Raw genomic sequence first — 19,321 nt, 5'->3', positions numbered from 1 at the left:
AGCAGGAAGTCCCAAGAGAGGGAAAAAACCAGCGGGATTTATTTCAACGTATCCCAAAGGAGAATACTGATTCCGAGTGGCCACAGATAATAGGAAAATAAATGAAAGTGATCCTGTCTGACGAGCTTAATAATCAATGAAATTGATCCATAGCCCACCAACGCCGCGACCACCATTCCGACCACATAAACCCCTATCGGTTCATGCATCTGATCTATTCCCTTCCCAATTTCCAAAATCGTCGCTCCCACGATAGCTGGTATAGAAATCAGGAGAGAAAACCGGGCCGATAATTCCCGATCCAAACCCAACAACACTCCACTGGCAATGGTTGATCCGGACCGGGAAATTCCGGGAAAGACTGCCACACCTTGCACAATACCGATCACCACGGCATCCCGAATGCTCATGTCCTGGATCCCCCGGACACTGTTTCTCCCTCGCCCTAACCAGAGAATCACTCCGGTAGTTAGCAACATAATGCCCACGACGGAGGGCCGGACTAATGTTTCAAGACCGATTGATCGAATACCCAATCCAATGATCCCGGTGGGAACGGATGCAAGCAGGACATAATGGATTGTCCGCCGCTCATATCCTTGAAACAGGCTGCCTTGCATTGTGGTCCTTCCAACATATCCCAAACCCAATGTGAGGAGATCATGCCGAAAATACACAAGGATCGCGGTCACCGTCGCGAGATGCAACATAATGTCATACAACAAATTGGTCTCACTGAAATGACCAAACCAATGTTGAGCCAGAACCAAATGTCCCGAAGAGGATACCGGGAGGAATTCTGTGAGTCCTTGTATGACCGCAAGCACCACCGCTTCGATGTAGCCCATCGTTTATGAATGCCTTTCTTTTAGTTGGTGATCAGCAGAAGATAATTCACGGAACAGAGGACGATTCCTAGCCTTTCCACTGACTGGCAAAATCACGAACGCCCTCTTCCCAGGATGGCAATTCAATCAAGGGGTTCTGCAGAGAGGTCAGCACGGCATAGGGTGGTCTTCGAGCAGGTCGAGGAAATTGCGCGGTGGCTATAGGCACAACCGAGGTTTGAATATCCAACGCCTGATAAAGCGCTTGGGTTAATTCGTACCAACTGGCTCCGCCTGCACCGGCCATGTGATAGGTCCCAAAGGCATCGGTCTCACCCAACTGGAATACTGCCTGGGCAAGATGGGGGGCAAAGGTCGGTGACCCATACTGGTCGCTGACGACTTTGACAACCTCTCGTCCCGCCATTCGACAAATCGTACTGGGAAAGTTCTTCCCCACAGTGTGATAAAGCCAGGCCGTCCGGACAATAAAATGCCGTGGGTTCGCTGTCCGAACCGCCGATTCACCGGCTAATTTACTCTGCCCATAGACGCCTAACGGATTCGTACGATCGAATTCATGATACGGCCGATTCTGCTGACCATCAAACACATAATCGGTGGAAAAATGGATAAGAGTCATTCCCAAGTCATTCGTCACCACGGCAAGATTTCTCGGGCCCAGGGCATTGCCACGGAATGCAGCATCCTGTTTCACTTCTGCCTCATCCACCTGCGTAAAAGCAGCCGCATTAATCACGATGTGTGGTCGTAGTTGATCAAGGGCTTTCTTAACTTCCTCAAATTCCGTGATATCCAGATCCTGAAGATCCCAGGCTGTGACCTCATGGTCGGCATATTGCCGTTGTAGTGCCTGCCCTAATTGCCCCTGGGCCCCTGTGATTAAAATTCGACTCTGCCTCATGGTTGATAAACCGGAAGGTGATCGCACAGGTCGTCAAGTAACTGCCCAGCAGCATCCTTTGTGGAGAGCAGTGGCCGATCGATCGGCCATTGAATGCCAATACGTGGGTCATCCCATCGAATGGTCACCTCACCGCCAGGCGCATAGACATCGGTACATTTGTACTCCACTTCCGCCACCTCGCTGAGGACACAAAATCCATGGGCAAAACCCGGAGGAATATAAATTTGTTTGAAATCCTCTGCCGTTAAGTTCACTCCCACCCATGAGGCAAAAGTCGGCGACCCCTTTCGAATATCGACCGCGACATCAAAAATTTCCCCTCGGATCACCCGAATAAGCTTCCCTTGTGGGCGGGTCCTTTGAAGGTGAAGACCCCGAAGCGTCCCGCGGACCGACGATGAACAGTTATCCTGCACAAAAGGAAGCGGGATTCCTGCCTCCTGATACTTTTGAAGATGATACGTTTCTAAAAACCATCCACGGGGATCCCGATACACATCAGGCTCAACAATCAGAACCTCCGTCAGGCTGGTTGGGAGAAATTTCATGCCCGGTTACTCCTGCCCCTGATTCACTAAATGCAGCAAGTATTGCCCATACCCGTTGTCTTTCATTTTCGTGGCTAAGCGGGACACGTCATCGGATTGAATGTAACCCATTTTGTAGGCGATTTCTTCCGGACAGGAAACCATCAGACCCTGTCGCTCTTGCAAAACTTGAATATAATGGGCCGCTTGCATGAGCGATTCGTGAGTCCCCGTATCCAACCAGGCAATCCCACGCCCCAACACCCGCACATGCAGCAATCCTGCCTCTAAATAGGTTCTATTCACATCGGTGATTTCTAACTCTCCTCTCGCCGAAGGCTTGAGAGAATCGGCTATGGCCACAACCCGATTGTCATAAAAATATAACCCGGTTACCGCATAGGGTGATTTGGGATGTAGGGGTTTTTCCTCCAGGCTAGTGGCTTGTCCGTGATCGTTAAAGGTCACCACACCGTATCGTTCAGGGTCCCGAACCTGATAGGCAAAAACTTGCGCACCTGAGGCCTGAGAGGCCGCTTCCTGAAGATAGCGAGACAGCCCATGCCCATAAAAAATATTATCACCCAGAATGAGCGCCACCCGATCCCGCCCGATAAACTCCCGCCCAATTACAAAGGCTTGCGCAATTCCCTCCGGTCGGGGTTGAACCTGGTAGCGGATTGCTAACCCGAGATGACTGCCATCACCTAACAACCGGACGAACCCTTCCTGCTCATGCGGAGTCGTGATCACCAGAATCTCGCGGACTCCAGCAAGCATGAGGGTCGACAACGGATAATAGACCATCGGTTTATCAAAAACCGGCATGAGCTGTTTGCTCACGGCGTGGGTTAAGGGATAAAGCCGAGTTCCCGATCCACCCGCTAGGATAATTCCCTTCATCGTGCCCCTTTGTATTCTAATGTCTTCGTCCTTCTCATGGTACCTTGCCAAAATGAAAGAACGTCCCTGCCCCTATGTCGATGGAACCGAGGCTAATCCAAGTCGTTCGCGTTGATAGGAGTTCGCGGTCACAGACTGACACCATTGTCGATTGGCAGCGTACCATTCAATGGTCCGCTGCAGCCCGGACTCGAAAGAGTGGCGGGGGCTCCAACCCAATTGCGTTTGAACTTTGGTGGTATCAATTCCATAACGAAAATCATGACCGGGACGGTCAGTCACAAATACTTTCAGGTCTGCGTATCGTATAATGCCACGTTGAGACAGGGAGGAATTCAAACCGCTGGGTACGACATCTTCCAAGATCCGGCATAGGGCGTCGACGACGTCAAGATTTGATCGTTCCGAACGCCCGCCAAGATTATATTTTTCTCCAGGTATGCCTTGCTGAAGGACCAGGAGTAAGCCTTCACAATGGTCTTCAACAAACAACCAGTCCCGTATATTCTGACCGTCCCCATAAATCGGAAGAGGCTTCCCTTCCAAGGCATTTAAGACCATGAGAGGAATGAGCTTTTCGGGAAATTGAAAAGGCCCATAATTATTCGAGCAATTGGTCATCAACGTCGGAAGAGCATAGGTGTGATAAAATGCGCGCACTAAATGATCGGCACTGGCTTTCGAGGCCGCATAGGGGGAATTGGGGGCATAGGGCGTCTCTTCGGAGAACAACCCTGTTGGGCCTAACGTTCCATACACTTCATCAGTCGAAACATGCAGGAACCGAAATTCCCGTTGGTGCTCGGGAGTGCGATGCTTCAGGAAACGCCGGACCACGTTTAACAACACCAGCGTTCCCGTGACATTGGTATGGATAAAGGGATACGGGTCGTCAATGGACCGGTCTACATGCGATTCAGCGGCAAAATTCAACAACCACCTGGGAGAGAATGAATCCATGACCCTGGTCATTTCTCCCGCATCGGCAATATCTGCCTGGACAAAATCTAGACGGGGATGGTCCCATAATCCTTCAAGGCTTTCTCGATGACCCGCATACGTCAATTTATCCACGACAACAATCCGTGCCTCGGTCTTGCGTAGAGCCATCCGAACAAAATTGGCGCCAATAAACCCGGCGCCTCCGGTCACAATCATGGTCTCCATGAATCAATACTTTCCAATTGATAGAAGCCTTGGGGACAAACCAGGATAAACTCCGGTGAGATATCGGAAGAACGCCTTACTCAACCGTCACACTCTTGGCAAGATTTCTCGGACGGTCAATATCTACCCCTCGCAACACCGCGATATGATAGGCCAGCAGTTGAAGACCGACGGTAAACAGAATCGGGGTCAAGAGCGCATGGACAGCAGGAATCGCGAACACGTGATCGGCAACCTGATCCAAGGCATGATCCCCTTCGGTTACAAATGCAATCACGGGGGCACTCCTGGCGCGCACTTCCATCAGATTACTGACAGACTTTTCATAGAGCCGATCTTTAGGCGATAGGACGACTACGGGCATGTCTTCATCAATCAACGCAATAGGACCATGCTTCATCTCCCCCGCTGCATACCCCTCTGCATGGATATATGAGATTTCTTTGAGTTTCAAGGCACCTTCCAGGGCAATGGGATAATTAATCCCACGACCCAAATACAAAAAATTTCGTTTTTGATAATACCGATTGGCAATGGCTTGAACAGCCGCTTCTTGCTTGAGAATATACTCGACTTGGCCGGGAAGCTTGAGGAAATGATCCAACCACCACCGTCCTTCCTCCGGACTTAACGTGCCACGCACCCGTCCCACATGCAAGGCCAATAGATATAAGGCAATCACCTGTCCGGTAAAGGCTTTCGTGGAAGCCACGCTAATTTCAGGACCACATCTCGTATAAATCACCCCATCGGCTTCGCGAGCCAGAGTACTCCCCACCACATTCACAATCGCCAGAACACGAGCCCCTCGGTGCTTAGCTTCCCGTGCCGCCGCCAGGGTGTCCGCCGTCTCGCCTGATTGTGAAATAGCAATAAATAAATCATCCTTTTGAATCATGGGCTCCCGGTACCGGAACTCGGATCCAATATCCACTTGAACGGGACGTCGAATCATTTCTTCGAATAAATATTTCCCGACGAGCCCTGAATGCCAGGACGTCCCACAGGCAACGATCCAGATTCGCCTGGCATTGAGCAACTCCTCATCGGTCATGGCCAAATCGGGAAGATCCGCTTCGCCCGTTTCATATTGAAACCGGCCCCGAAGCGTATCCATGATCACCTGTGGCTGTTCATGGATTTCCTTCATCATGAAATCCGGATAGCCCCCCTTTTCAGCTGCCTCAGCATCCCAGTCAATCGTAACCGGTTTGAAATTTTTCGGTTGGCCGTCCGAATCCAAAATGGCAATACCAGAATTTTTCAAAATGCCGATATCTCCGTCTTCAAGAAACACTACCTCCCGCATATGGGCCAGGAGAGGAGTGACATCAGAAGCCAAAAATGCCCCTTTTCCATTTTGGCCAATCACCAGGGGGCATCCTGAACGACTGACGACGATACATCCTGGCTCAGCCAACGACATTACGGCGATGGCATAACTCCCATGCAGGTCATTGGCCATTAACCTGACCGCCTCTTGAAGCCCATGCCCTTTTAACGTCAGCGAGGATAATAAATGCGCAATAACCTCAGTGTCGGTTTCAGACTCAAATCGAAAGCCTTCTAATTCCAATCGATGGCGGAGATCCAGGAAATTTTCAATGATACCGTTATGAACGAGGACGATCTCTCCCGAACGGTGAGGATGGGCATTTTGTTCAGATGGCCGACCATGCGTGGCCCAACGGGTATGACCAATTCCTATTGTTCCAGCGACAGCTCCGTTTTGCAAAACGGCCTGGAGATTGGTGAGCTTGCCCACCGTCCTTCGAATCGTCAGCTCTCCATTATGTTGAATCGCAATCCCGGCGGAATCGTACCCTCGATATTCCAGCTGTTGTAGCCCGGCCACTAAAATAGGGGTCGCTAATTCACCTCCAACATATCCGATGATTCCACACATAATCTAACGCTCCTTACATCTCATGATGTTTTTTATTTTTATGGGAAAGATCAGGATGGTATCGACCAGTGAAATCTGGAACGAAAACACATGAGTCCAGCCAGACATCGCTCGGCTTCGTTCATCAATAGGGGACACTAGACAGAGTCTTTTTTTTGTTGAAGGTTCGATCCGAGTGACGATGGTTCCGGGTCATCATGCTGTTTGGCCTGAGTATGGGCAGCTGAGGATGAAGACAGAATTTCTCGCCGTTTTGCGGCCGTACCTTCTTTATTGATTTGCGCCACTCGAGAAATTCCCAATGCATTGGGTGGAACATTTTTCGTAACGGTGGTCCCTGCCGCAATCAACGCCCCTTCTCCTATCGTAACCGGAGCAATTAACTGCACATCGCTCCCAATAAAGACATTGTCCTCAATCTGTGTCCGTGCCTTTCGAAATCCATCGTAGTTACAGGTAATGGTCCCGGCGCCGACATTCACATTCCTGCCAATCACCGTATCTCCGAGATAACTTAAATGGTTGACCTTAGACCCTTCTCCAACTTCAGTCTGCTTCAATTCTACAAAATTACCCACTTTGCCTTTTCGATGAATGACGCTACCAGGACGCAAATGTGCAAATGGCCCGATGACCGCCCCTTCTTCTATTTGGGCGTCCAGCAACACGCACGAATCCTGAATGAGGACGTTATTGCCGACCAAGCAATTGTTCAACCTCGAATTGCCGTGAATAACGCAATTGGTTCCAATGACGGTCCGACCTTCCAGCATCACTCCAGGATACAGACTGGTATCCCTTCCGACCTCAACCCCATCGTCAACAATCACACGTTCAGGATCCAACATGGTGACCCCGGACAACATGAGACGCTGGCAAATTCGTCGTCGCATTTCTTTCTCGGCTATGGCCAGATGTTCTCTTGTGTTTATCCCAGTCGTCTCCAAATAATCATTCGTCACCCATCCCGCAACTTTCAGGCCTTGCTGAACCGCCATTTCAATAATATCGGTAATATAAAATTCCCCTTGGGCATTTTGCGGACGCAATTGGCTCAATGCCTTCCCAAGGAAGCTGGCGTCTACGACATATGTCCCAACATTAATTTCCGAAATACCGCGTTCTTCCGCTGAAGCATCTTGATGCTCGACGACACGGCGGATCTCGCCTGATGGCCCGCGAACCACTCGCCCGTATCCATGTGATTCCGGTATGACCGTCGTTAAAATTGTCAGGCCAGCCTTTTCAGATTGATGATAATCAACAAGTGAAGCCAGGGTGCTTTGGGTTAATAAGGGGGTATCTCCATTAAGAATCAAGAATTGGTCGGCCTGGTTAGCGTCGTTCCTGGTACACACGGGATAAGCCTGTTGAACCGCATGCCCCGTCCCCAATTGCTTCTCCTGGATCACCACTTCAAACGGCTCAAAATCAGCCTTTTCCTGTTCGAGATAGGCCTGGACCTGTTCCGATCCATGGCCGACCACAATGGCAACGGTCTGTGTCGCCACTTTCCTGGCCAAGGTCGCGGCGTACCACAGCATGGGACGACCGGCCACTTGATGCAAGACTTTGGGCAAAGCCGATTTCATCCGGGTACCTTGCCCCGCAGCCAGAATCATCGCGGCCGTGTTTTTTTTACCACTCATTACGCTTGTCATGCCATTGGTCAAAGGTTACTTGTTTATGGGGTTTGGACTTTTGGTGAGTCCTTGATCGTCATTCTATCCCGTTTTTTTGCAATTTCAATGCTAGAGGATTTATCTGGAGGAGAATAGAACCCACCTGACACAATAAGCTTCATGGCTTCCTCAACTCCCATATCTACAGGAACAATTTCTCTCTCGGGAACCAGGAGAAAATACCCGGAAGTGGGATTTGGAGACGTGGGGACAAACACATGAATCAGAGGCTCTGGAGCCAGATTCTGGATTTCCTTTCTGGTCTCCCCCGTGACAAACGATAAACAATAGTGTCCCTCTTTTGGAAATTGAATCATCACCACTTTGTTATATTTTTCACGTTGTTTAAAGGACAAAATATCCATCATCGACTTTAGTGTTGCGTAAATCCCACGTACGATCGGAACACGGTCTAAAAATTCTTCCCACCGGACAACTAATCGTTTACCCAAAAAATTGGTGGCAAAGACCCCGGCAGAAAAAATTAACAGCAATAATGCCAAAATACCTAGACCAGGGAAGTAATAATCGGGCAACACCAAATCCGCTAATGCGGTTCCCAGAATACTATCCACAGTCACAAACAGGGTTTTTAAAATGAGAATGGTTCCCCAAATTGGGGTAATCACCAACAGGCCTGTCAAAAAATAGCGTCTGAGGGAGGCGCGAAGGGTATTCATGAAAAGATTGCCTTGTACCCGCTACATAGGCAGGCAGGGTCATTACTTAAGGAAGGAAGCCACAGGGATGTTACCGCATCTTACAATTAGGACTGGATTCCCGCAAGACTTTTCTTGCGAATTTCAATGACTTAGACTAGGATCGCTCAGTGTAAATTTCCATGAAACCAAGAAACCACAAAAACGGAAAAGGTGAACTGCCTTCCGGGTTATTCATTACCTTTGAAGGTACAGAAGGGTCCGGAAAAACTACGCAATGCCATCGGTTGGCTCGAGCACTTCGTGCTCAAGGCTATCAGGTATTAGAAACTCGAGAGCCTGGGGGCACCCCCTTTGCCGAGGCCATTCGTCGTCTTTTGCTTTCCTACTCTATAACGAAATCCAATAATGAAATCATCACTCCAGAATGTGAAACATCTCTGATCCTGGCTGCCCGATCCCAACATGTGGCTCATGTGATTCGGCCAGCTCTTGCCAAAGGCATCATTGTGCTCTGTGACAGGTTTTTTGATTCAACCCTGGCCTACCAGGGATACGGACGACACCGTGATATCACTTTTCTTAAGCATTCCCACCGATTTGCTACAGAAGGACTGACTCCACACCTCACCTTTTTACTCGATCTCCCGACCCAAGAAGGGTTGACCAGACGACAACAGGCCGGACACCAAAATCGGCTTGACCAGGAATCCTTGGATTTCCATCAACGCGTGCGTCGAGGCTTCCTCGCCCTCGCAAAGGAGAACCCCCAACGTATTCAAAAATTGGATGCCAGGCAGTCTCCTGATATCCTGAACACGCTCATCGCGTCCATGATGTCACATCTCATTCAGACGTTGCCATCGACATGCCTGACTCAAACAATTCATCAACCCAGCCGCCCTACCAAGCGCGTCCAGACGAAAGGGGCTCCTCAACATGGCATTTCGAGATCTCGTCGGGCATCAACGACCGATTAAATGGCTCCAAACAGCGGTCTCCACGAATCATCTGGGACATGCCTATCTGTTTCATGGAGAACCGACCATTGGGAAACGACTGACCGCTGTCGCGCTCGCCCAATATCTGCACTGTGAGGCACCCCAGACGGCACCCACACCTGATGCCTGCGGCCTCTGCCGGTCATGCCACCAAATTGCCCAAGCCACACACCCCGACTTTCTGTTGATTCAACCCGAAGATACCCAGAAACAGAATCCCAAAATTCCCATTGATCAAATTCGCAATATCGAACATCTGGTCATTTATCGTCCTCTCCTGGGGTCACATAAAATATGTCTTATTGATCAGGCCGACTCCATGACCAAGGAAGCGGCCAATGCCTTGCTCAAGACATTGGAGGATCCTCCAGACCATTGCCTCTTTCTCTTGATCACCAGCCGTCCAGAACACCTACTGACGACGATTCGGTCCCGATGCATTACATTACGATTTGCGCCACTTTCCTCTACCAGCATTTATGAATTCCTGAGAGACCGGACGGGTAGAGAAGCCTCGGATGCCCGGTTAATCGCGGCATTTGCGGAAGGCCGATTGGGTTCAGCTTTGTCTTGTGACCCCGTAGAATTAAAGGTGAAACTCCGTCAGTACTGGGATCTGCTATTTGGGGAACATACTGCGTCGGCTTCACGGGTGATGGATATGAGTGAAGGGCTGGTCAAATCTAACCAGGTACAGGAAGCGATTCATTGGTTTTGGGCAGGGCTCAGGGACTTGCTGTTGCTGACCCTGGATCATTCCTTGTCTCCCACGTTGTACCAGGATAAAGAATCTGCTCTTCGCGAGTTGGCCCAACTGATTACCCCTTCTTCACTTCTGGCCTTAATCCATGAACTCAACCAACTCGAGCGAGGACAACAACGAAATCTTAATGTGCAAATCGGATTGGAGCAATTTTTCTTTCATCTCCACGACCAATTGGAATTATCGAATTCACCAGAGCTCGCCTAACAACCATCAATTGCCTGCTTACCCCGGTTCAACGACCACCCGAGTCGTTTTACACATGAGGGTTCGGAGTTAACAGAGGATGTATTGTCATGTCCAACACGTTTTACGTCACCACTCCTATCTATTACGTCAACGATGTGCCTCACATCGGACACGCCTACACCACCATCGCCGCCGATGTTCTAGCCCGGTTTTACCGGCTAACAGGCCACGAGGTGTTTTTCCTCACCGGATTAGACGAACATGGGCAAAAAGTTCAACAGGCTGCCGCGAAGGCCGGGATCGATCCGCAAGCACATTGTGACCTCCTCACGCCAAAGTTCAAGAATCTCTGGTCGCAATTGCATATCTCCAACAATGGGTTTATTCGCACCACCGATCTCCAACATCAGGCAATCGTACAGCGGTACCTTCAAGTCCTCTACGACAAAGACTTGATTTATCAAGCCGAATACACCGGTTGGTATTGCACATTTGATGAGCGATTTTGGACAGAAAAGGATGTGGAGAACGGCCTGTGTCCGGATTGTCGGCGACTAGTAGAACAAGTGAGTGAACGAAATTACTTTTTTCGCATGAGTCGGTTTCAGAGCCGGTTGAAGGAGCATATCCAACAAAACCCCGATTTCATTCAACCCGACTCCCGTCGCAATGAGGTCTTAGGGTTTCTCCAAAAGCCCCTGGAAGATCTGTCAATTTCCCGACCCAAGTCACGGTTGTCGTGGGGTGTCGAATTGCCATTTGATCGGGATTGCGTAGCCTATGTGTGGTTCGACGCCCTGGTTAATTACCTGTCAGCACTGGAGTACATCTCTCCAACTCCCAGCACCTCAACATTCTGGCCCGCCTCCCTCCATCTGGTCGGAAAAGATATCCTGACCACCCATGCCGTCTACTGGTCAACCATGTTAATGGGTTTGGAACTGCCTCTCCCTCAATCCATCTTTGCGCATGGCTGGTGGACCGTAAATGGAGAAAAGATGTCAAAAAGTCGAGGGAATGTCGTTGATCCCTATGCCGTGGTAGAAGAATTCGGCGCAGATGCCTTTCGCTATTTTCTTTTGAGGGAAGTGCCATTCGGCCAGGATGGAGATTTTTCCATCTCAGCATTCGGGAACCGGTATAACGCAGAACTGGCAAACGATCTTGGCAATCTGCTCTCCCGCACGCTCACGATGCTGGCGAATTTTTCCAACAATTCCGTTCCTCAGCCTGACGCCCAGCACGAAACGGATCAGGATCGTCAACTCCAACATGCGGCTTCATCCCTTTTCCCTACCATTGACGCGCACCTTCGCCACTTAGAATTTAATCGCGCATTGGAAACGACCTGGGGTTTGGTCCAGTCAGCCAATCAATATATTGATAAAACCGCTCCATGGAAGTTGGCTAAGGATCCTGGGAACACCCCTCGTCTTCACACCGTGTTGTTTCATCTCACGGAGGTCTTGCGATTTCTTACGTTGGCGGTGTATCCATTTATGCCACAGATCGCCGAAACCATGAAAACTCGACTGGGGTTGTCGACCAATTTTTCCACACCCGCATTGCAAGAATTCCCTCGTTGGGGGGCCTACCTCTATAAGGGACAAACCAGTAAAGGCCCTTCGCTATTCCCCAGAAGAGATTCCTCCCCACAGGAATCCCAGAAGAGCCCTGAACAGAAAATGACCATTCACCCGAACAGGACACACATGGAAACACCTCAGACCGTTCAATCGACCCAACAGCAAACAGCCTCAGTCGACGCCATACTGATCAGCATTGCCGATTTCCAAAAAATTCAATTAAAGGTCGCCAAAATCTTAACGGCAGAGCGAGTTCCAAAGTCCGAAAAACTTCTCAAGCTCCAGGTGGATATCGGCACAGAACAGCGTCAGATCGTAGCTGGAATTGGGAAAAAATATGCCCCGGAGGAATTGGTAGGGCGAACCATTGTTGTCGTGGCGAATCTCAAGCCGGCAAAACTGATGGGGATTGAATCCCAAGGGATGGTGTTAGCTGCAGGAGATCAAGAGGTCCTTGAACTTTTAAACATGTCGCAGGAGATCCCTGCAGGGACAAGGATCAAATGAAATCCTCTATGCTTCTGTTACTCACAAATTCAGGGACGTCTCCCCCCAAATTTTTCTTGAAAAGAATCGCTGATGCCCTTTCACGCAATGAAGAAACTACATCCTCGGGAAAATGTCAGGAATAATTACGAGGAAAGAAATTCAACCCGATTGCCAAAGAGACTTACATGGAAGGGTTCCGTGTCGCTGCACAAAGAGTGAAAGGCTAATACGCCTCCCGATGGACCAACCCCTTCCAAAGAGTCATAATCATAATCTTCACATCCAGCCATAACGACCAATGCTCAATATAATACATATCGTAGGCTAAACGTTTTTCCCAAGAGGTATTTCCGCGCAATCCATTAATTTGTGCCCAACCCGTAATTCCGGCTTTCATGGTGTGACGCAGGTTATATTGGGGAATCTGGGCCCTGAATTTCTCGATAAACTCCGGTCGCTCGGGACGCGGCCCCACAATACTCATCTCTCCCTTTAAGACATTCCAGAATTGCGGCAATTCATCCAAACTGGTTCGTCGCAGAAACGTCCCGATGGGCGTCCTGCGTGGGTCGTGGGCTTTTGTCCAGACGGGACCTGTCTTTTCTTCGGCATCCATACGCATGGTCCGAATTTTCACAATATTGAACGATTTCCCATCAAGGCCAACACGAGTCTGCCGGTAAAAGACAGGGCCTGGAGAGGTGAGTTTAATGAGTACCGCAATCATCAATGCGATTGGTGAGGCCACCACCAGGGCCACGGCGGCACCACAAACGTCAACCATCCGTTTCAAAAACAAATTCCACCCGTAAAGCGGAGATCCCTGGAGAGTAATAATAGGAAGGCCCTCGAACATTTCGGCTTCCGCCCGCAACGTCACGAACTCATAAATGGATGGAATGATCTTCACTCCTGCTGTGGTGGCAGACAGAATTTTCATCAGTCCCTCAGCTTCACTTTCCACTTCAGGAGGCAAGCACAAAAATACGATATCCACATTGCTGGTTAAAACTTCTGCCGCCTGGTCAAATGTTCCAATGACAGGTGTCCCTTCCAACGTTTGACCAACCTTTTCAGCATTCCTGGTCAAATACCCGCGAACCTGGAGGCCAAGCTCTGGATGCATTTTGAGTGTATCTCCCACCCTCTGCCCAAGTTTTCCTGCTCCGATAATCACCACCTGGCGTTGGTTGTATCCCATACGCCTGAATACCCTGAGAATTTCCCGAAAAACCATCCTGGAAAAACCCAATACCACCAAATTCAACAACCAAAAATACATGATCACCAAACGGGAAAACTCAAACGGCTTCGAGAAAAAGGTCAATGCGACCAAGATCAGGATACTCAGCGTATTGGCCTTGGCAATGTCGACAAATTCCGCCAGGTGAGATCCCATTCTTCTAGGCCGATAGAGATTAAATGAATAAAAACAAATTCCCCATACGGCGACAATTGGAAAAAGCAGCCAGAGATACGGGTCAATGGAAGGAATGCCCTTGGTAATGGGAAATAGCGGCACAGAAAAACGAATGAAGTAGGCGCCAACCCAACATACGCAGATCACAACCAAATCGGAGAGGAAGAGAAGATTTTTTAAAAACTCACTGTGACGTTTCAACATAGTGGGACCCGACGAAACTCATGGTAAGCGGACATGATAACTTGCTGCACCTGCTCTTTGAAATGCGAGCGATCAAATGGTTCAACATGGTCCCGAATCGCATCCGGGTCGAACTCAGTGAGGTGCTGTTTGAATAACTGAATGGCTTCGATGATTGCTTGGACCGACTGCTCATAGTGGAAGACCCCGGTCAGCCCGGAATGAGATTCCCTCGTTTGAGCGCCCCATTCTAAATGATTTTCGCCTAGCTTAGGCAAAGGATTGAGAGGAACGATGGTTTCAAGGGCTCCACCCTTTCCATAGGCAATTACCGGTTTCCCGGTGGCCATTGCCTCCAATGGCACAATACCAAAATCCTCTTCACCGGGGAAGAGAACAGCCAGACACCGACTGTAAAAGTCTCTGACACGATGGTCTGGCTGCCAGCCAAGAAACTCGACAGTAGGGCCGGCCATTCGCTTTAATCGTTTTTCATCCTGTCCTTGGCCAATAATTTTCAATCGAATCTCTAATTCATTCGCTGCGGCAATGGCCAGGTCAACTTTTTTGTAAGGCGCAAAGGCCGTGACCATCAAGAAAAATCCTTCATGGCAACGCGACACCTGATGGCCCTGCCAATCGACGGGTGGGTAGACCACGTATGCCGGTCTCCCATACTGTCGCGTGATTCGTTCTGCCACGTTGTGGGAATTGGCAATAAAACGACTCACATGGGCATTGGATTCCATATCCCACTGCTGAAGTCGCGCCCGAAAAAGGGCCATTCCTAACCTGCCAACATTCCAAAATCCTGCGTTTCCGAAATAGGTATCAAATCCATCCCAGATATATCGCATGGGGGTATGAACATAGGATATATGGCAGGTCTCGCGAGGCACTCGAATACCCTTGGCCACGCAGTGGCTCGAACTCACCACCAAGTCATACTGTTGAATTTCTAACCGCTGAATGGCTGAAGGAAAGAAAGGGAGCAAATACCGATATCGGCTCTTCGCAAACGGGATTCTATTTAGAAAGCTTGGAATAATGGGATGCCGCTCAATCGTATCCGACACACTGCCTTTTACGTGGAACAACGTATAAATTGGCGCATCAGGAAACAGTTCACACAACGCTTCAAGGCACCGCTCCCCCCCTCGCATTCCAGTAAGCCAATCATGAACCAGCGCAACCTTCACTTGTGTCCTTTATAACCGACCGCTATGCAACAGATGCTTCTTGATATATTTTCAAGATCGAACCCAGCATATTGTCCATGGAAAATTCCTCGTGAATAGTCGCTTGTGCATTCTTAATGAGGAAAGCCCTGAGACCCTCATTGTGGGTAATTATTCTAACTTTATCCGCAAGATCTTCCCCTCTTCTTTTCTCTACCAGCATTCCATTTACCTCGTGATGAATGATTTCTTCCAATCCACTCACATTCATGCTCACGACCGGAACCCCAATACCCATAGATTCTAAGACCAAAACCGGCAAGCCTTCCCACCTGGAGGTTAAAACCACAACGCTGAAAGTAGCGAGAATTTCCAGAGCCTCTCCATGAGACAACTCCCCAACCATGTGAACCCGTCCGCATAAACCCCTCTTGGCAATTTCCTGCTTGATCATCGGAGCCAACGCCCCATCACCAACAATCGTGGCCGAATACTCAGGCAGATAGGCCATCATTTCTAAAAACAAGAGAGGATCCTTTTGATATTCCAATCGTCCAAGAAACCCAATATGTAGGAGCGTACGCGGGTGAGCCTTCGGAAGATTTTTCAAAGAAAAACCAGGATAGATGACGACCCTTTTGTCACAACCTGATAGTAATCGAGAATTTTCTGCAAGAGTCACATCATACTTCGACACGAAAATAGAATGGCAAGCACGTCGAAAATTCCAACGTTCCGCCATTAATGCCATCCGGCGAATTCTCGGGGACTTTTCAATAAAATGAAATCCATGGACGGTATATACCATCGGGATTTTCAATAGAGATAACGCAAAGAAAAACCCCGCACGCCCACCATGGACATGAACCAGATCAGGTTGAAGGGCCAAAACCAGCGCACGAAGCTGGAAAGGAAGGGCAAGATTAAGCCGGCTAATAAAAAAACGAAGCCCCTGGCAGGGAATTCCAAGAGCACCGGCTTCCTTCATTAAATATGATTGTTCTTCCGTAATGAGTTGAAAAGAGACGGCATGCCGTAAACCTTTGAGGATCTGAAGCACATGCGTTGTGCCTCCCCCGGGTTTACCATCGGCAACAATTTGGAGAACCCGCATTACGGCCCCAATTTCTCATACAGACTCTCTGTGTTTCTCCCCATCAACACTATAACAACCCACGACCAATTCGGTCGGTTCCAAGGCGACGGTACATTCCTAATCGAGAATAGACACTCTGCAAAATCCACAAGGCCCATGCGATCGGACGACCAAAATGTTTCCGAAAAAAATAATATTGATTAGCATAATAAATTTCTTTTTGTTTAAAAAGATCGCCTCCAAATGAAGCCCCGGACTGATGCTCTACAACCGCTTCAGGAACGTGCCACACCTCCCAACCAGCCTGCTTGGCCCTGAGGCACAGATCGACATCTTCATAATACAAAAAAAATTTTTCATCAAAGCCGCCAATTGTATCCCAGATTGAACGCCGGCAACAAAGAAATGCACCCGACACCCAGGCCACGGGCTCTGCTTCAGGAGGCATTAAAAATTTTGCCGAACATCGGCCTAATATCCGACGAAAGACCCCTTGAGCCCCCACACGCTTAGCCACCCAGGCCAAGGGCTTATCCAGCACAAGGCCAGTCAAAGAAGGCGTATCCCCCATTGATTGCAAAGGCTTGCCACACGGATCAACAAGACGGCCTCCGATAATTCCAACTCGCGGATGCTTCTCATAAAATTGGACAAGAGTCCGAATGGCCTTTTCATTCGCAATGGTGTCCGGATTCAAAAATAGGGCAAAGGAGCCACCCGAAGCCGCCAACCCGATATTACACGCACGCCCAAAACCAATATTATTTTGAAGGGCAATAAGAGTGATCTGTGGAAATTCTTTCTGCAATTTTGCTGCAGTACCATCCTTTGAATCATTATCTACAACCACGAGCTCAATATCGGAAATGTTTAGTAAGGAACTCAGACAGGCACCGATGCAGGAACTCGAATTATAGGTCACAATGATGATGGAACAGAGCTTTTGCGTAGTCGGAATACCCTCCATTGATCCAGATTTCCTATTAGGTTACATAGATACGGTCTATTAGACAGCTGACTGCTAACAGACTCACCCTGGGGGACATGTACTAAAGATAACATCCTTTTCCATGGGTTACATATAGCATTAGACCAGGGAATTTCGTCAGCGCGCTGGCGGAAATGCCTGCATGCCTAATCCAACCCCATCGAAATAAATGCATTGATGCCCCGGAGGGGAACCATTCCTATCAATTGAATATCGAACGCTCCATAAGAGTTAAGGACAGTTTCTTCATCACTAATTCGTTTCCGAAATCATTTAAATGCCTATCTTCCGGTGAAACAACAATTTCATTACCACCAAGCAAATCAAAGACAACTAAGTCTTCAGAAGAGATTACATCTTGCAAGCGACTTGTAAAGTCCAAAGAAACCCTAAATATATTTCCTTGAAAATCCGCCACACATCTCACCATTTGCATTCCTCGCTTATCAAAATCTTCCCGAACAGGATAAAAAGCAAGAAATTCCGAATGATTCTTTTTCACTTCCGTTTTTACATGCCACAAAAGACTTTCAGTAATCGCAACAAGATATTCATCTCGATTGGATGGATCTAACATATAAGCAGAAAAGAGACTTCTGCTATTCACGACATCCTGTCCAGACTTAACCGTATAACCAATATCCTTATTGAGATCAAAAATCGTGTTAAAAAACTCTACTTGATTAACAACTGTCAGTCCCCCACACACATTTTCATTATCGGGTTTATGGGTTGTATGGGACGATGGCATCTTTTGAAGCCAACGACGAAGAATGCGTTGTTCTAATGTTTCCTGTTGCATATTTGCCATCACAGTCTCAATTAATTGAGCCATAGCGCTATTGTGCAAGTAGGATTCTGATGTAAAATAAGGGCCAGAGAGCTTCCCATCTATCAACCTAAAGGTTGGCTTCAAAGGGCCCGCTAGCGGAGTCACGCTTCTATCTGGAAACGCATTTTCCCAAAAGTCATTTCCCGGGGTTGCCCATAATAAAACCAAGTCTGCCCTATAAACCCTAAAATATTCTTGAATGGCCAGGAGCTGTTGGTCCTGTCCCCACCCTGAAGCAGCAAGAGAAAATACCTTCACTGGTTTATGCAACTGACTAGTAAGGAATTCCTGAAGAAACTGTTCAGGCATATGTTCCGGCCGACCTGCATACGCTTCGACCTGGCTGTCGCCCACAAGCAGCACCACATAGTCATCGGCATCATAGTTAATGTTTTGTCCTCGATATCCAAACTGATTGGTTGTCAAAGCATCATATTTTGACAATTTTCTACCCGCAGAATTTTCCCATCCCCAACCCGAGTTAAGTTTAGATGGAACCCCAATCCCACGTAGTAAAGCTTCCATGATAAAAATAGCAATAATGGTTGATCCCATAACAATGACAGAGTTCTTTTTCATTCGTTTTAAGGATTGCACGGCTAACTTCTCGCCAATGAGCCGGAAGGGGAGGTTTCAATTCTGCCAATAATTTTCGTATGAAATACTTTTTGGGAAACCGGTTCGGCACCCAGCCCCTGCTTTACGAATAACAATTGCAGCAAGAACAAACTATTGGTTCCTCCAGAACCAGACGGACAAAAGCACGTGTAGCTTCCAAAAATCTCAGATCAGACGAATCCACAAAACATGCCCCACTCATTCCAACCCCAGGAGACTTCACTTTTAATCCTAAAAAGGCTCGAATGCCAGGATTTGGGAACCACGCTGATTCAAAAGCTGGAACTACTCCTCACACACTAAAACGTATCTATTTTTCTCCGGTTGAGTTCTAGCTTGGCCTTGCAATGACAAATGATTGAATATGCCATTACAGGCT

16 protein-coding genes are annotated in these 19,321 nt (G+C 48.5%); 3 read left to right on the top strand and 13 right to left on the bottom strand.

Going from position 1 to position 19,321, the window contains the following annotated elements:
• Positions 1–38 precede the first annotated feature (38 nt).
• From PJI16_15200 to PJI16_15165, 8 genes are all read right to left on the bottom strand, one after another.
• Positions 39–848: an undecaprenyl-diphosphate phosphatase gene (locus PJI16_15200; protein MDT3778912.1), complete on the bottom strand. Its 810-nt coding sequence runs from the start codon at positions 846–848 to the stop codon at positions 39–41.
• A 67-nt stretch (positions 849–915) separates the two neighbouring features.
• Positions 916–1,752: a dTDP-4-dehydrorhamnose reductase gene (gene rfbD, locus PJI16_15195; GenBank protein ID MDT3778911.1), complete on the bottom strand. Its 837-nt coding sequence runs from the start codon at positions 1,750–1,752 to the stop codon at positions 916–918.
• Positions 1,749–2,303 (bottom strand): dTDP-4-dehydrorhamnose 3,5-epimerase, encoded by a 555-nt coding sequence (gene rfbC, locus PJI16_15190; protein MDT3778910.1) that lies wholly within the window; start codon positions 2,301–2,303, stop codon positions 1,749–1,751. Before rfbC ends, rfbD begins: the two co-directional genes overlap by 4 nt.
• A 6-nt stretch (positions 2,304–2,309) precedes the next feature.
• Positions 2,310–3,185, bottom strand: coding sequence for a glucose-1-phosphate thymidylyltransferase RfbA (gene rfbA / locus PJI16_15185; GenBank protein MDT3778909.1), 876 nt, complete (start codon positions 3,183–3,185; stop codon positions 2,310–2,312).
• A gap of 72 nt (positions 3,186–3,257) precedes the next feature.
• Positions 3,258–4,352, bottom strand: a complete 1,095-nt coding sequence (gene rfbB, locus PJI16_15180) for a dTDP-glucose 4,6-dehydratase (protein MDT3778908.1) — start codon at positions 4,350–4,352, stop codon at positions 3,258–3,260.
• 76 nt (positions 4,353–4,428) lie between these two features.
• The gene (gene glmS, locus PJI16_15175; GenBank protein MDT3778907.1) at positions 4,429–6,258 is read right to left on the bottom strand and encodes a glutamine--fructose-6-phosphate transaminase (isomerizing); all 1,830 of its coding nucleotides are present in this window, start codon (positions 6,256–6,258) and stop codon (positions 4,429–4,431) included.
• 137 nt (positions 6,259–6,395) lie between these two features.
• Positions 6,396–7,907, bottom strand: a complete 1,512-nt coding sequence (glmU, locus tag PJI16_15170; GenBank protein ID MDT3778906.1) for a bifunctional UDP-N-acetylglucosamine diphosphorylase/glucosamine-1-phosphate N-acetyltransferase GlmU — start codon at positions 7,905–7,907, stop codon at positions 6,396–6,398.
• A 35-nt stretch (positions 7,908–7,942) separates the two neighbouring features.
• Positions 7,943–8,620 (bottom strand): DUF502 domain-containing protein, encoded by a 678-nt coding sequence (locus tag PJI16_15165; GenBank protein ID MDT3778905.1) that lies wholly within the window; start codon positions 8,618–8,620, stop codon positions 7,943–7,945.
• A 161-nt stretch (positions 8,621–8,781) separates the two neighbouring features.
• On the opposite strand from PJI16_15165, the gene tmk reads away from it, so the two are divergent.
• The 3 genes from tmk (at position 8,782) to metG (ending at position 12,645) form a co-directional block, all read left to right on the top strand.
• The gene (tmk, locus tag PJI16_15160) at positions 8,782–9,579 is read left to right on the top strand and encodes a dTMP kinase (protein ID MDT3778904.1); all 798 of its coding nucleotides are present in this window, start codon (positions 8,782–8,784) and stop codon (positions 9,577–9,579) included.
• Positions 9,539–10,570: a DNA polymerase III subunit delta' gene (holB, locus tag PJI16_15155; protein ID MDT3778903.1), complete on the top strand. Its 1,032-nt coding sequence runs from the start codon at positions 9,539–9,541 to the stop codon at positions 10,568–10,570. The genes tmk and holB overlap by 41 nt, the downstream gene beginning before the upstream one ends.
• A gap of 89 nt (positions 10,571–10,659) precedes the next feature.
• Positions 10,660–12,645, top strand: coding sequence for a methionine--tRNA ligase (metG, locus tag PJI16_15150; protein ID MDT3778902.1), 1,986 nt, complete (start codon positions 10,660–10,662; stop codon positions 12,643–12,645).
• Positions 12,646–12,850: 205 nt separating this feature from the next.
• Here metG and PJI16_15145 read toward each other — a convergent pair whose 3' ends face one another.
• From PJI16_15145 to PJI16_15125, 5 genes are all read right to left on the bottom strand, one after another.
• Positions 12,851–14,251 carry an undecaprenyl-phosphate glucose phosphotransferase gene (locus tag PJI16_15145; protein ID MDT3778901.1) on the bottom strand — a complete coding sequence of 467 codons (1,401 nt, stop codon included), beginning with the start codon at positions 14,249–14,251 and terminating at the stop codon, positions 12,851–12,853.
• A complete protein-coding gene (locus PJI16_15140; GenBank protein MDT3778900.1) occupies positions 14,245–15,429 on the bottom strand; it encodes a glycosyltransferase in 1,185 nt (394 codons plus the stop codon). Before PJI16_15140 ends, PJI16_15145 begins: the two co-directional genes overlap by 7 nt.
• A 22-nt stretch (positions 15,430–15,451) precedes the next feature.
• On the bottom strand, positions 15,452–16,522 hold the full coding sequence (locus PJI16_15135; protein MDT3778899.1) for a glycosyltransferase: 1,071 nt from the start codon (positions 16,520–16,522) through the stop codon (positions 15,452–15,454).
• Positions 16,523–16,571: 49 nt separating this feature from the next.
• Positions 16,572–17,471 carry a glycosyltransferase family 2 protein gene (locus PJI16_15130; GenBank protein MDT3778898.1) on the bottom strand — a complete coding sequence of 300 codons (900 nt, stop codon included), beginning with the start codon at positions 17,469–17,471 and terminating at the stop codon, positions 16,572–16,574.
• A gap of 223 nt (positions 17,472–17,694) precedes the next feature.
• Entirely contained in the window at positions 17,695–18,921 is a 1,227-nt protein-coding gene (locus tag PJI16_15125) for a hypothetical protein (protein MDT3778897.1), read from the bottom strand.
• Positions 18,922–19,321: the final 400 nt, after the last annotated feature.

This window comes from Nitrospira sp. MA-1, assembly GCA_032139905.1.
Lineage (GTDB): Bacteria > Nitrospirota > Nitrospiria > Nitrospirales > UBA8639 > Nitrospira_E.
Note: the sequence above shows the minus strand (reverse complement) of the source record. Positions and strands in the feature narration are given on the sequence as shown.